This is a genomic window from Streptomyces sp. NRRL F-5123 (assembly GCF_000721495.1).
In the GTDB taxonomy this organism is placed as follows: domain Bacteria; phylum Actinomycetota; class Actinomycetes; order Streptomycetales; family Streptomycetaceae; genus Actinacidiphila.
The window spans coordinates 31,531-45,314 of the sequence record NZ_JOHY01000025.1; the positions used below are offsets into that span (position 1 = coordinate 31,531).

Here is a 13,784-nt window from a genome sequence, read left to right on the forward strand (position 1 = left end):
GCCGGCGTCAGCCTTCGCCGCCATCACATCGCGCATCGCGTAGCAAGAGCACTACGGCATCAGCAGTATTCGCACCATGCAGCATCGCCAAGGGACGCTTCGGCGTCCCTTCGTCGTGGCATTCCCCCTCTTCCGTCGCGGCTGTCACCGCATGGTCACCGCCTCTTACCGTCTGATGTGCCCTGCACATTCCCTGGTGAAACCGCAGGCGGCTAGGTCGTGTCTGACAAATGGCGTCGCCGCCCGCAGTGCGTGCCAGACACCGCCAGGCAGACGGGATTTGTCAGACACGGCCTAGTAGAGTCGGCGGGCGTGCATCTCAAGAGCCTCACGCTGCGCGGCTTCAAGTCCTTCGCCTCGGCGACGACGCTGCGCTTCGAACCCGGAATCACCTGTGTGGTCGGCCCCAACGGATCGGGCAAGTCCAATGTGGTCGACGCGCTGTCATGGGTCATGGGCGAGCAGGGGGCCAAGTCGCTGCGCGGCGGCAAGATGGAGGACGTCATCTTCGCCGGCACCACCGGGCGCCCCCCGCTCGGCCGGGCCGAGGTCTCGCTGACCATCGACAACACCGACGGCGTGCTCCCCATCGAGTACGCCGAGGTCACGATCACCCGGATCATGTTCCGCAACGGCGGCAGCGAGTACCAGATCAACGGGGACACCTGCCGGCTGCTGGACATCCAGGAGCTGCTGTCGGACTCCGGTATCGGCCGCGAGATGCACGTCATCGTCGGCCAGGGCCAGCTGGACTCCGTGCTGCACGCCGACCCGATGGGCCGCCGGGCCTTCATCGAGGAGGCAGCCGGCGTCCTGAAGCACCGCAAGCGCAAGGAGAAGGCGCTCCGCAAGCTCGACGCCATGCAGGCCAACCTGGCCCGCGTCACCGACCTCACCGGCGAGCTGCGCCGCCAGCTCAAACCGCTCGGACGGCAGGCCCAGGTCGCCCGCCGGGCCGCCGTCATCCAGGCCGACCTGCGCGACGCCCGGCTGCGCCTGCTCGCCGACGACCTGGTCAGCCTGCGGGAGGCGCTGCGCGCCGAGGTCGCCGACGAGGCCGCCCTCAAGGAGCGACGGGACACCGTCGAGACCGAGCTCGCCGCCGCCACCCGGCGCGAGGCCCGGTTGGAGGAGCAGGTGCGCGCCCTCACCCCGCGGGTCAACGAGGCGCAGGCAACCTGGTACGAGCTCTCCCAGCTCACCGAGCGGGTGCGCGGCACCGTGGGCCTGGCCGAGCAGCGCCACCGGCACGCCACCGGCCAGCCCGCCGAGGAGCGGCGCGGCCGCGACCCGGAGGACATGGAGCGCGAGGCCGCCCGCATCCGCGAGCAGGAGGCCGAGCTGACCGAGGCCCTGGACGCCGCCCAGCGCGCCCTCGACGACACCGTCGGCCACCGCGCCGAGCTGGAGCGCCGGCTCGCCGAGGAGGAGGCCCGGCTGCGCACCGCCGCCCGGGCCATCGCCGACCGGCGCGAGGGCCTGGCCCGGCTCGGCGGCCAGGTCAATGCCGCCCGCTCGCGGACCGTGTCGGCCGAGGCGGAGATAGAGCGGCTGACGGCGGCCCAGGAGGAGGCCCGCGAGCGCGCCGAGTCCGCGCAGGCCGAGTACGAGGAGCTGGCCGCCCAGGTCGAGGGTCTGGAGGCGGACGACAGCGAGCTGGAGGAGCGCTTCGAGGCCGCGCGCGCCGAGCAGGCCGCGGCCGAGGAGGACTTCACCGCCGCCCGCGAGGCAGCCACCGCCGCCGAGCGCCGCCGCGCCGCGGTCGCCGCCCGGCGGGACGCGCTGGAGCCCGCGCTGCGCCGCAAGGACGGCAGCGGGGCGCTGCTCGGCGGGGCCCTGACCGGGGTGCTCGGCCCGGCCGCCGGGCTGCTGCGGGTCGCGCCGGGCTACGAGGTCCCGGTCGCCGCGGCCCTGGGCGCCGCCGCCGACGCGGTCGTGGTCACAGGGGTCGGCACCGCCGCGGAGGCGCTGCGGCTGCTGCGCAAGGAGGACGCCGGACGGGCCGCGCTGCTGCTTGCCGGCACCCCGGAGCCCGCGCCGCCGACCGCCGCCGAACTGCCGGGCGGTGCCCGGCGCGCCGCCGAGCTGGTGACCGCGGGCGACGAGCTGGCGGCCGCGGTGCGGACCCTGCTGCGGGACGTCGTGGTCGTCGGCTCGCTGGAGGAGGCCGAGGCCGTCGTCAGCGTCCACCCGGAGCTGACCGCGGTCACCGCGGAGGGTGACCTGCTGTCCGCGCACACCGCGGTCGGCGGCAGCGCCAAGGCCCCCAGCCTGCTGGAGGTGCAGGCCCAGGTGGACGAGGCCGCCGCCGAGCTGGAGCGGCTCGCGGAGGAGTGCGCCGAGCTGGCCGAGCGTCAGGCCGAGGCCAAGGACCGGCGCGCGGTGGCGTCCCGTACCGTCGACGAGCTGGGCCGGCGGCGCAGGGAGGCGGAGAAGGCCAGGTCCTCCGTCGCCCAGCAGCTGGGCAGGCTCGGCGGGCAGGCCAGGGCGGCGGCGGGGGAGGCCGACCGGGCGGCCGTCGCGGTCGGCCGCAGCCGGGAGTCGCTGGCGGCGGCCCGCGAGGAGTTCGAGGAGCTTTCCTACCGGCTCGGCGAGGCGCAGCAGGAGCCCGGTGAGGAGGAGCCGGACACCTCCGCGCGCGACCGGCTCGCCGCCGACGGCGCCAACGCCCGGCAGACCGAGATGGAGGCCCGCCTCCAGCTGCGTACCCACGAGGAGCGGGTCAAGGGCCTGGCCGGCCGCGCCGACGGCCTGGACCGCGCCGCCCGCGCCGAGCGCGAGACCCGCGCCCGTGCCGAGCAGCGCCGCCGCCGGCTGGCCTACGAGGCGTCGGTGGCCGCCGCCGTACGGGACGGGGCGCGCGGCCTGCTGGAGAGCGTCCAGGTCTCGCTGGCCAGGGCGGAGGCCGAACGCGCCGCCGCCGAGCGGGCCAGGGCCGAGCGGGAGGCGGAGCTGGGGCAGGAGCGGCGCCGCGGGCGGGAGCTGAAGAGCGAGCTGGACCGGCTGACCGGCGACGTCCACAAGGGCGAGGTGCTGGGCGCGGAGAAGCGGCTGCGGATCGAGCAGCTGGAGGCCAAGGCGCTGGAGGAGCACGGCATGGAGCCGGCCGGGCTGGTCGCCGAGTACGGCCCGGACCAGCCCGTGCCGCCCTCGCCGCCGGCCGAGGGGGAGGTGCTGCCGGAGGATCCGGAGGACCCGCGCAACCAGCCCCGCCCGTACGTGCGCACCGAGCAGGAGAAGCGGCTGCGGATCGCCGAGAAGGCCTACGCCCAGCTGGGCAAGGTCAACCCGCTGGCGCTGGAGGAGTTCGCGGCGCTGGAGGAGCGGCACAAGTTCCTCACCGAGCAGCTGGAGGACCTCCGCAAGACCCGGGCCGACCTGCTGCAGGTGGTCAAGGACGTCGACGAGCGCGTCGAGCAGGTCTTCACCGCCGCCTTCCACGACACCGCACGGGAGTTCGAGGGCGTCTTCTCCCGGCTCTTCCCCGGCGGCGAGGGCCGGCTGCTGCTGACCGACCCGGACAACATGCTCACCACAGGGGTCGAGGTTGAGGCCCGGCCGCCCGGGAAGAAGGTCAAGCGGCTGTCGCTGCTGTCGGGTGGTGAGCGCTCGCTGACCGCGGTGGCGATGCTGGTGTCGATCTTCAAGGCGCGCCCCAGCCCGTTCTACGTGATGGACGAGGTCGAGGCGGCACTGGACGACACCAACTTGCAGCGGCTGATCCGGATCATGAGGGAACTCCAGGAGAGCTCCCAGCTCATCGTCATCACGCACCAGAAGCGGACGATGGAGGTCGCCGACGCGCTCTACGGCGTGTCCATGCAGGGCGACGGGGTGTCCAAGGTGATCAGCCAGCGGCTGCGAGACGGTCAGCGGAAGACCGCCTGACGGCCTACTCCAAGTGGTGGCCGCAGGTGGCGCCGCCAACACTTGAAGCGCCGGTCCCCGGTCATGGGGGCCGGACGCCGATGGCGAGGAGACCCTGTGACCAGCAGTACGGAGCGAGCCTCCGCAAGGGGCGGCAGCACACCGCCGGAGCATCTGGGCCACATCATCTTCATCACCGCCGCCGCGGCCATGGGCGGCTTCCTCTTCGGCTACGACAGCTCCGTCATCAACGGCGCCGTCGAGGCCATCCGCGACAAGTACGACATCGGCTCGGGCACGCTGGCCCAGGTCATCGCGATCGCCCTGATCGGCTGCGCCATCGGCGCAGCCACCGCGGGCCGGATCGCCGACCGCATCGGCCGCATCCGCTGCATGCAGATCGCCTCGGTCCTCTTCACCATCAGCGCCGTCGGCTCCGCGCTGCCCTTCGCCCTGTGGGACCTGGCCTTCTGGCGGATCATCGGCGGCTTCGCGATCGGCATGGCCTCGGTCATCGGCCCCGCCTACATCGCCGAGGTCTCGCCGCCGGCCATCCGCGGCCGGCTCGCGTCCTTCCAGCAGGCTGCGATCGTGCTCGGTATCGCGGTGTCGCAGCTGGTCAACTACGCCATCCTGCAGGGCGCGAACGGCGACCAGCGCGGCAAGATCATCGGCCTGGAGGCATGGCAGGTCATGCTCGGTGTGATGGTCATCCCCGCGGTGATCTACGGGCTGCTGTCCTTCGCCATCCCCGAGTCGCCGCGCTACCTGCTCACCGTCGGCAAGGACGCCCAGGCGCGCTCGGTGCTCGCCGAGGTCGAGGGCGGGGAGACCGATCTGGACGCGCGCGTCGACGAGATCCGCACCGCGATGCGCCGCGAGCACAAGTCCACCTTCTCCGACCTGCTCGGCTCGCGTTTCGGTTTCCTGCCGATCGTCTGGATCGGCATCGGCCTGTCGATGTTCCAGCAGCTCGTCGGCATCAACGTCGCCTTCTACTACTCCTCGACGCTGTGGCAGTCGGTCGGCATCAACCCCTCCGGCTCGTTCTTCTACTCCTTCACCACCTCGATCGTGAACATCATCGGTACAGCCATCGCCATGGTCTTCGTGGACCGCATCGGCCGCCGCCCGCTGGCCCTCATCGGCTCCGCCGGCATGGCCGTGTCGCTGGCCCTCGAGGCATGGGCCTTCTCCTACAAGCACGGCGCCAAGCTCCCCACCGCCCAGGGCGCGGTCGCGCTGGCCTCCGCCCATGTCTTCGTGCTCTTCTTCGCCCTGTCCTGGGGCGTGGTGGTGTGGGTCTTCCTCGGCGAGATGTTCCCGAACAAGATCCGCGCCGCGGCCCTCGGCGTCGCCGCCTCCGCGCAGTGGATCGCCAACTGGGCGATCACCGCGAGCTTCCCGACCCTGGCGGACTGGAACCTGTCGGCCACCTACGTCATCTACACGTGCTTCGCGCTTCTCTCCATCCCCTTCGTGGTCTTCTTCGTGAAGGAGACGAAGGGCAAAACCCTCGAAGAAATGGGCTGAGCCCGTTCCGACACCTTCACCGGGTCGCCACGGGCGCCACCACGCCATAACCCGAGCATGGATACTGGTCGGGTTATGGAAATCGTCATCCTTGTCGTAGTCATCGCCCTGGTCGTGATCCTCGGGGCCGGCGGGCTGGTGGTGGGCAGCCGCCGCAGGAAGCAGCAGCTGCCGCCCGGCGAGCCGCCGAGCACGCCGACGGCTCCCTCCCCGCCCGCGGAACCGCAGGTCGGGGAGGAGACCGCGCCGCCGCGGGAGGAATCCCGGCGGACCATCGAAGAGGTCCCGCTGCCCGGGGCCACCGTCGCGCCCGAGACCGTCGAGGAGATCGAGCTCGAACCGGCGCCGCCCCTGGAGCAGCCAGAGCCGACCGCCGGACGGCTGGTCCGGCTGCGGTCGCGGCTGTCCCGCTCGCAGAACACCCTGGGCAAGGGCCTGCTGACCCTGCTGTCCCGGGAGCGCCTCGACGAGGACACCTGGGAGGAGGTCGAGGACACCCTCATCACCGCGGACGTCGGCGTCGCCCCGACCCAGGAGCTGGTCGAGCGGCTGCGCACCCAGGTGCGGGTGCTCGGCACCAGGACCCCGGAGGAGCTGCGCGGCCTGCTGCGCACCGAGCTGCTCACGCTCGTCGACCCGACCCTGGACCGGGCGCTGCGGACCGAGAGCCACGAGGAGTCCCCGGCCGTCCTCATGGTCGTCGGCGTCAACGGCACCGGCAAGACCACCACCACCGGCAAGCTCGCCCGGGTGCTGGTCGCCGACGGCCGCAGCGTCGTCCTCGGCGCCGCCGACACCTTCCGCGCCGCGGCCGCCGACCAGCTCCAGACCTGGGGCGAGCGCGTCGGCGCCCGTACGGTACGCGGCCCCGAGGGCGGCGACCCGGCGTCGATCGCCTTCGACGCGGTCAAGGAGGGCATCGCCGAGGGCGCCGACACCGTCCTGATCGACACCGCGGGCCGGCTGCACACCAAGACCGGCCTGATGGACGAGCTGGGCAAGGTCAAGCGGGTGGTCGAGAAGCACGGTCCGGTCGACGAGGTGCTGCTGGTGCTGGACGCCACCACCGGTCAGAACGGGCTGGTGCAGGCCCGGGTCTTCGCCGAGGTCGTGAACATCACCGGCATCGTGCTGACCAAGCTGGACGGCACCGCCAAGGGCGGCATCGTGATCGCGGTCCAGCGCGAGCTGGGCGTGCCGGTCAAGCTGATCGGCCTGGGCGAGGGCGCCGACGACCTGGCGCCGTTCGAGCCCGAGGCCTTCGTGGACGCGCTCATCGGCGAGTAGCACGGCGCACCGCGCGACCGCATCCGTGAGGGGCACCGGCCATTGGCAGGTGCCCCTCACGCGTTCCCGTCACGCATTCCCGGCGGTGGTTACGTATCCGGGCCGGGCCGCCCCGCTCAGACCGGGGAGCGGTCGCGGTGGCAGACGTACGCCAGCGTGCCCAGCAGCAGCCGGGCCTCGGGGGCGTGCGGCACGCCCTCGGGCAGCGGCTCGCGCAACCAGCGCACCGGGCCGAGGCCGCCGAGGTCCGACGGCGGAGCGGTGACGTGCTCGCCGGGCCCCAGGCAGCGCAGGTCGAGGTCCGCGTCGTCCCAGCCCATCCGGTAGAGCAGGTGCGGCAGTTCGGCCGCCGCGCCCGGCGCGACGAAGAACTGCGCCCGCCCGGCGGGGGTCACCAGCACCGGGCCCAGCCGCAGGCCCATCCGCTCCAGCCGCACCAGAGCCCGCTGCCCCGGTTCCGCGGCCACCTCGATCACGTCGAAGGACCGCCCCGTCGGCAGCAGCACCGCCGCGCCCGGTACCCGCGCCCACGCCTCCGCGGCGCCCGCGGCCGCCGCGCCGGCCGGGATCTCGTCGGCGAAGGGCAGCGGATGCGCGCCCGGCGCCGGGCAGCCGGAGTCGCCGCAGGAGCACGGCCCGCCGCCGCGGGCGACCCGGGCGCCGGGCACGACGGCCCAACCGCAGCGACCCGTGTAGTCGCCAACTGTGGTGCAGACCCCGGCGTGCAACCGACGGCGTACGCCGGGGCGCACCGGGGGGCGCGGCCGGGGAAGGTCCCGGACGCCGGTCCGCTGCTGCCGCGACTCGCGCGACTCCCGCATCCCGCTGATCGTGAACACCATGCACCTCCAACGGATCGCCGCCGCCGATGGTTACGCGCCCGCCCGCTCGTTCCGGGCCGCGCTGACCAGTGCTGTGTCAAGTGAATCGCCTGTTACTGCCGAGGAGTTCATTCGTTGGGGTGGCGAATGGTGGCGTTTCGCCACGGGGGCTCGTCGGGTGCGTGATCGTAGGACTACTTTCGGTTGGTGAGTCCCCGGCGGCGGCACCGCATGCGTCCGTGTGTGCCTTCCGCCTATGCCGCGGGCAGTTCCGGGCGGTTCAGGACCGCGCTACCGGGCCCCGGCACTTTCGGCAACCGGAGGACAGGACTCGGCGGACCCTGGTAATCACTGGGTGTCGGGGTCGGGCAAGACCAGGATGGGGGCTTGACCGTGGGCGGCGCAGCAGACAAGCAGCCCAACGCGCAGCTGAGTTCATGGTTCGTACGCAGCGGCTGGTCCAAGGGCGAGCTGGCGCGTCAGGTGAACCGCAGAGCGCGCGAGCTGGGCGCGCACCATGTCAGTACGGACACCTCCCGGGTGCGCCGCTGGCTCGACGGCGAGCAGCCGCGCGAGCCGATACCGCGCATCCTGTCGGAGCTGTTCTCCGAGCGTTTCGGGTGTGTCGTCCCGGTCGAGGACCTGGGCCTGCGTCCGGCGCACCAGCCGCCCGCCGGCGGCGACGTGGACCTGCCCTGGGCGGGGCCGCAGACCGTCGAGATGATCAGCGAGTTCTCCCGCAGCGACCTGATGCTGGGCCGTCGTGGCTTCCTCGGCGCCTCGCTCGCGCTGTCGGCCGGGCCCGCGCTGGTCGAGCCCATGCAGCGCTGGCTGGTGCCGACCTCGGCGGGCGGCTTCGGCGCGCCGGAGGCCGCGCCCAGGTCCGCCGCGAGCCGGCCGTCGCGGCTGTCGGAGCAGGAACTCCAGCTGCTGGAGTCGACCACCGTCATGTTCCGCGAGTGGGACAACCAGTGCGGCGGCGGGCTGCGCCGCAAGGCGGTCGTCGGCCAGCTGCACGAGGTCACCGACCTGCTCCAGGAGCCGCACCCGGAGGCGGTCGCCCGCCGCCTCTACGGGGTCACCGCCGACCTCGCCTCGCTGGCCGGCTGGATGAGCTACGACGTGGGCCTGCAGCCCACCGCCCAGAAGTACCTGGTGCTGGCGCTGCACGCGGCCAAGGAGGCCGGCGACCGGCCGCTGGGCGCCTTCATCCTGTCCTCGATGAGCCGCCAGATGATCCATCTGGACCGCCCGGAGGACGCGCTGGAGCTGATCCACCTCGCGCAGTACGGCAGCCGCGACACCGCGACCGCCACCACCCAGTCGATGCTCTACGCGCTGGAGGCCCGGGCGTACGCCAACATGGGCCAGGTCAGCAAGTGCCACCGGGCGGTACGCGCCGCCGAGGACACGTTCACCGAGGCCCGCCCCGGTGAGGACCCGAGCTGGATCAGCTTCTTCACCGAGGCCGAGCTGCACGCCGAGAACGCCCACTCCTACCGCGACCTGGCCTATGTGGCAGGCCGGAGCCCCGCGTACGCCTCGCTCGCGCACCCGGTGATGGAGAAGGCCGTGGCGGGATTCCGCGACGACGGCGTGCACCAGCGGGCGTACGCGCTCAACCTGGTCGGCCTGGCCAGCGTCCACCTGCTGCAGCGGCAGCCGGAGGAGGCGGCGCTCTGCACCGAACAGGCGATGGACGTCGCCAAGCGCCTGCGGTCGGAACGCGTCAACACGCGCATCCGCAAGACCACCCGCACGGCGGTGCGCGACTTCGGCGACCTCCCGGCCGTCGTCGCGCTCGCCGACCGGCTCTCGGTGGAACTCCCCGAGGTCGCGGAAACCGCCTGACCGGCCTTCCGGCCGGCCGTCCCACGGGCCGCACGCCTTACCGGCGTGCGGCCCGAGTACCTTCTCGGCGATCTCCCGCTCCTCCGCGTTCCCACCCGTATACACAATTCACCGAACCGGGGGACGGTTCACCCCGGCGTAACACACCCGACTTCTTCGTCACCGCGGCGAAACACCGTACGGCATCGGCGGAAACCCGGCTCGGCCAATCTCATGGCGAAAACCGGCCCACCCTGCACAGCCCGTTCGGGCCGTTCGGACGACGAGGAGACGCCGATGGCACCAGCCATCACGACGCTGGCCGCGGATGCGCCCACGCTCGACACCGGTAGTACGGCGTTCATGCTGCTCAGTGCGGCCCTGGTGATGGTGATGACCCCCGGTCTCGCCTTCTTCTACGGCGGCATGGTGAGGGTGAAGAGCGCCCTGAACATGCTGATGATGAGCTTCATCAGCCTCGGCATCATCACCATCCTGTGGACCCTGTACGGATTCAGCCTGGCCTTCGACTCGGGCAACGGATTCCTCGGCGGCGGTGACTGGCTCGGCATGCGCGGCATAGGCATCGCCGAACTGTGGCCCGGTTACAGCATTCCGGTCTACGTATTCGCGGTCTTCCAGCTGATGTTCGCGATCATCACCCCCGCCCTGATCAGCGGCGCACTCGCCGACCGCGTCAAATTCACCGCGTGGGCGATCTTCATCACGCTGTGGGCGACGGTCGTCTACTTCCCCGTGGCGCACTGGGTGTGGGGTGGTGACGGCTGGCTGTTCAAGAAGGGCGTCATCGACTTCGCCGGTGGTACCGCGGTCCACATCAACGCGGGTGCGGCGGCCCTCGGCGTCATCCTGGTGATCGGCAAGCGGCACGGCTTCAAGCGCGACCCGATGCGCCCGCACAACCTGCCGCTGGTCATGCTCGGCGCCGGTCTGCTGTGGTTCGGCTGGTTCGGCTTCAACGCCGGCTCGTGGCTCGGCTCGGACGGCGTGGCCGCCGTCGCCTTCACCAACACCCAGGTCGCCACCGCCGCCGCGATGATCGGCTGGCTGATCTACGAGCGGCTGCGGCACGGCTCGTTCACCACCCTGGGCGCGGCCTCCGGCGCCGTCTCCGGCCTGGTCGCCGTCACCCCCGCGTGCGGCTCGATCTCGCCGCTCGGCGCCATCGCGCTCGGCCTGGTCACCGGTGCAATCTGCGCCGCGGCCGTCGGCCTGAAGTACCGCTTCGGCTACGACGACTCGCTCGACGTCGTCGGCGTCCACATGGTCGGCGGCATCGTCGGCTCGCTGTCCATCGGCCTGCTGGCCACCGGCGGCGTCGGCCAGCCCGCCAAGGGCGTCTTCTACGGCGGCGGCTGGCACCAGATGGGCCTGCAGCTCACCGGCGTCGGCGCCGTGCTCGGCTACTCGCTGGTGTGCTCGGCGATCCTCGCCAAGATCGTCGATATGGTCATGGGCTTCCGGGTCACCGAGGACGAGGAGATCGCCGGTGTCGACCAGGTCCTGCACGCCGAGACCGCCTACGACTTCACCGGCGTCGTCGGCGCCGTCCGTACCGCTCTGACCGGCTCTGACAGCGAGGCCGGTGCTCCCGTTAAGAAGGTGGACGCGTGAAGCTCATCACCGCGGTCGTCAAGCCGCACCGGCTGGACGAGATCAAGGAAGCCCTCCAGGCCTTCGGCGTCCAGGGCCTGACCGTCACCGAGGCGAGCGGTTACGGGCGGCAGCGCGGTCACACCGAGGTCTACCGGGGCGCGGAGTACACCGTCGACCTGGTGCCGAAGATCCGCATAGAGGTCCTGGTGGAGGACGCCGACGCCGACCAGCTCATCGAGGTCGTGGTGAAAGCCGCCAGAACAGGCAAAATCGGAGACGGCAAGGTGTGGTGCCTCCCGGTCGACACGGCCGTGCGGGTACGCACCGGCGAGCGCGGCCCCGACGCGCTCTGACCCCCGAACCAGCGCTGGAGAACGAGTGACCGACAGCGTCGAAGCGCAGGACGACAGTTACGCGGCGGCCCGGCTGCGCCTCCTCACCCAGGAGGCGCGGTCCGGGCCGCCGCGCCGTGCCGAGCTCGCGGCCCTCACCGACCGCTGGCTCGCCGGCCTCGCCGGCGCCGCCGCCGAGGCCACCGGCGCCACCGGCTGGGCGCTGCTCGCCGTGGGCGGCTACGGCCGCGGGGAGCTCTCCCCGCGCAGCGACCTGGACCTGGTGCTGCTGCACGACTCCGAACGCTCCGTCGGCGCCTTCGCCGACCGGCTCTGGTACCCGGTGTGGGACCTCGGCCTCGCCCTCGACCACTCCGTACGCACCCCCGACGAGGCCCGCAAGGCAGCCGCCGACGACCTCAAGGTGCAGCTCGGCCTGCTCGACGCCCGCCACCTGGCCGGCGACCCCGCGCTCGGCTCCGCGCTGCGCAGCAGCGTGCTCGCCGACTGGCGCAACCAGGCCCCCAAACGGCTGCCCGCCCTGCGCGAGCTGTGCCAGGAGCGCGCCGAGCGCCAGGGCGAGCTGTCCTACCTGCTGGAACCCGACCTCAAGGAGGCCCGCGGCGGCCTGCGGGACGCCACCGCGCTGCGTGCCGTCGCCGCCTCCTGGCTCGCCGACGCCCCCCGCGACGGCCTGGAGCAGGCCCGCACCCGGCTGCTCGACACCCGCGACGCCCTCCACCTCGTGACCGGCCGCGCCACCGACCGGCTCGCCCTCCAGGAGCAGGACCAGGTCGCCGCCGCCCTCGGGCTGCTGGACGCCGACGCGCTGCTGCGCCAGGTCTACGAGGCCGCCCGCCGCATCTCCTACGCCTCCGACGTCACCTGGCGCGAGGTCGCCCGGGTGCTCAAGGCCCGCGAGTCCCGCCCCCGCCGCCGGCTGCTCGGCCGCGGCCGGACCACCCCCGCCGCGGGCGTGCCCGAGCGCGTACCGCTGGCCGAGGGCGTCGTGGAGCAGGAGGGCGAGGCGGTGCTCGCGCTCGCCGCCAAGCCCGACCGCGACCCGGTCCTGCCGCTGCGGGCCGCCGCGGCCGCCGCGCAGGCGGGCCTGCCGCTGTCGCCGCACGCGGTGCGCCGGCTCGCCGCCGCCGCGCGGCCGCTGCCCGTACCGTGGCCGGCCGAGGCCCGCGAGCAGCTGCTGACGCTGCTGGGCGCGGGGGAGTCCACGGTGCAGGTGTGGGAGGCGCTGGAGGCCGAGGGCCTGGTCACCCGGCTGCTGCCGGACTGGGAGCGGGTGCACTGCCGCCCGCAGCGCAACGCGGTGCACCGCTTCACCGTGGACCGGCACCTGGTCGAGACCGCGGTGCAGGCCGCCGGGCTCACCCGCCGGGTCGGCCGCCCCGACCTGCTGCTGACCGCGGCGCTGCTGCACGACATCGGCAAGGGCTGGCCCGGCGACCACAGCGAGGCCGGTGAGGTCATCGCACGCGACGTCGCGACCCGTATCGGCTTCTCAGCCGCCGACGCCGAGACGCTCGCGCTGCTGGTCCGCCACCACCTGCTGCTCATCGACACCGCGACCCGGCGCGACCTGGACGACCCGGAGACCGTCCGCACGGTCGCCGCGACCGTCCGCGACACCTCCACCCTGGAACTCCTCGCGGCGCTCACCGAGGCCGACGCGCTCGCCACCGGGCCCGCCGCCTGGAGCACCTGGCGGGCCTCGCTGCTCGCCGAACTGGTCGACCGGGTGGCGGGCGCGCTGGACACCGGGGCGGTCCCGGAGGCCGCCGAGCGCGAGTCCACCGCGGAGGAGGAACGGCTCGCCGTCGAGGCCGCGCGCACCGGCGGCCCGGTGCTGGCGCTGCGCGCGCACGCCGAGGCCGACGCCGAGGGCGAGGCCCCGCACGAGGCGCTGGGCGTGGAGCTGCTGCTCGCGGTGCCGGACCGCCCCGCGCTGCTGGCCCTGGCCGCCGGCGTGCTGGCGCTGCACCGGCTCGGCGTACGGGCGGCGGACCTGCGGGCCGTCGACCCGGTGGGGGAGGGGCAGATCGCGCTGATGACCTGGCGCGTCTCGGCGGAGTACGGCGCCCTGCCGGAGGCCGCGCGGCTGCGCGCGGACCTGGCCCGCGCCTTCGACGGCACCCTCGACATCGAGGCCCGGCTCGCCGAGCGCGAGGCCGCCTACCCGCGGCGGCGCGGCATCACCCCGCCGCCGCCCCGGGTCACGGTGGCGCCCGGCCACACCTCGCAGACCGCCACCGTGATCGAGGTCCGCGCCCACGACGCCCCCGGACTGCTGCACCGCATCGGCCTCGCCCTGACCGCCACGGGCGTCACCGTGCGCTCCGCCCGTATCTCCACGCTGGGCGCGAACGCCGTGGACGCCTTCTACGTCGTCGGCAAGGACGGCAAGGCACTGCCCCCGCACCGCGCCGCCGAGACCGCCCGCCAACTGGAGGCGGCGCTGCGCTGAGCGCCCGCCGCGCACGTGGGG

At 73.3% G+C, this 13,784-nt stretch carries 8 protein-coding genes; 7 read left to right on the top strand and 1 reads right to left on the bottom strand.

The window, feature by feature from the left end:
• Nucleotides 1-312 precede the first annotated feature (312 nt).
• The 3 genes from smc (at nt 313) to ftsY (ending at nt 6,687) form a co-directional block, all read left to right on the top strand.
• Complete coding sequence (gene smc, locus IH54_RS0120960) at nt 313-3,888, top strand: chromosome segregation protein SMC (RefSeq protein ID WP_031518992.1); 3,576 nt, start codon at nt 313-315, stop codon at nt 3,886-3,888.
• 96 nt (nt 3,889-3,984) lie between these two features.
• Complete coding sequence (locus tag IH54_RS0120965) at nt 3,985-5,400, top strand: sugar porter family MFS transporter (RefSeq protein ID WP_031518993.1); 1,416 nt, start codon at nt 3,985-3,987, stop codon at nt 5,398-5,400.
• A 75-nt stretch (nt 5,401-5,475) separates the two neighbouring features.
• Nucleotides 5,476-6,687: a signal recognition particle-docking protein FtsY gene (gene ftsY, locus IH54_RS0120970; RefSeq protein WP_031518994.1), complete on the top strand. Its 1,212-nt coding sequence runs from the start codon at nt 5,476-5,478 to the stop codon at nt 6,685-6,687.
• Nucleotides 6,688-6,803: 116 nt separating this feature from the next.
• On the opposite strand, the gene IH54_RS0120975 is transcribed toward ftsY, so the two are convergent.
• Nucleotides 6,804-7,529, bottom strand: a complete 726-nt coding sequence (locus tag IH54_RS0120975) for a bifunctional DNA primase/polymerase (RefSeq protein ID WP_078862395.1) — start codon at nt 7,527-7,529, stop codon at nt 6,804-6,806.
• Nucleotides 7,530-7,901: 372 nt separating this feature from the next.
• Between IH54_RS0120975 and IH54_RS0120980 the strand changes: the two genes are divergently transcribed.
• The 4 genes from IH54_RS0120980 to IH54_RS0120995 all read left to right on the top strand — a co-directional run bounded on the left by IH54_RS0120980 (nt 7,902) and on the right by IH54_RS0120995 (nt 13,763).
• Entirely contained in the window at nt 7,902-9,359 is a 1,458-nt protein-coding gene (locus IH54_RS0120980; protein ID WP_234343665.1) for a hypothetical protein, read from the top strand.
• A 276-nt stretch (nt 9,360-9,635) separates the two neighbouring features.
• Nucleotides 9,636-10,973, top strand: coding sequence for an ammonium transporter (locus IH54_RS0120985; protein ID WP_031519016.1), 1,338 nt, complete (start codon nt 9,636-9,638; stop codon nt 10,971-10,973).
• On the top strand, nt 10,970-11,308 hold the full coding sequence (locus IH54_RS0120990) for a P-II family nitrogen regulator (protein WP_031519019.1): 339 nt from the start codon (nt 10,970-10,972) through the stop codon (nt 11,306-11,308). The genes IH54_RS0120985 and IH54_RS0120990 overlap by 4 nt, the downstream gene beginning before the upstream one ends.
• A gap of 25 nt (nt 11,309-11,333) precedes the next feature.
• Nucleotides 11,334-13,763: a [protein-PII] uridylyltransferase gene (locus IH54_RS0120995; RefSeq protein WP_031519021.1), complete on the top strand. Its 2,430-nt coding sequence runs from the start codon at nt 11,334-11,336 to the stop codon at nt 13,761-13,763.
• The last annotated feature ends 21 nt before the right edge of the window (nt 13,764-13,784 follow it).

Coding starts and splice junctions, on each gene's coding strand:
- ftsY (WP_031518994.1), top strand. CDS start 5,476: ATGGAAATCGTCATCCTTGTCGTAGTCATCGCCCTGGTCGTGATCCTC.
- IH54_RS0120985 (WP_031519016.1), top strand. CDS start 9,636: ATGGCACCAGCCATCACGACGCTGGCCGCGGATGCGCCCACGCTCGAC.
- IH54_RS0120975 (WP_078862395.1), bottom strand. CDS start 7,529: ATGGTGTTCACGATCAGCGGGATGCGGGAGTCGCGCGAGTCGCGGCAG.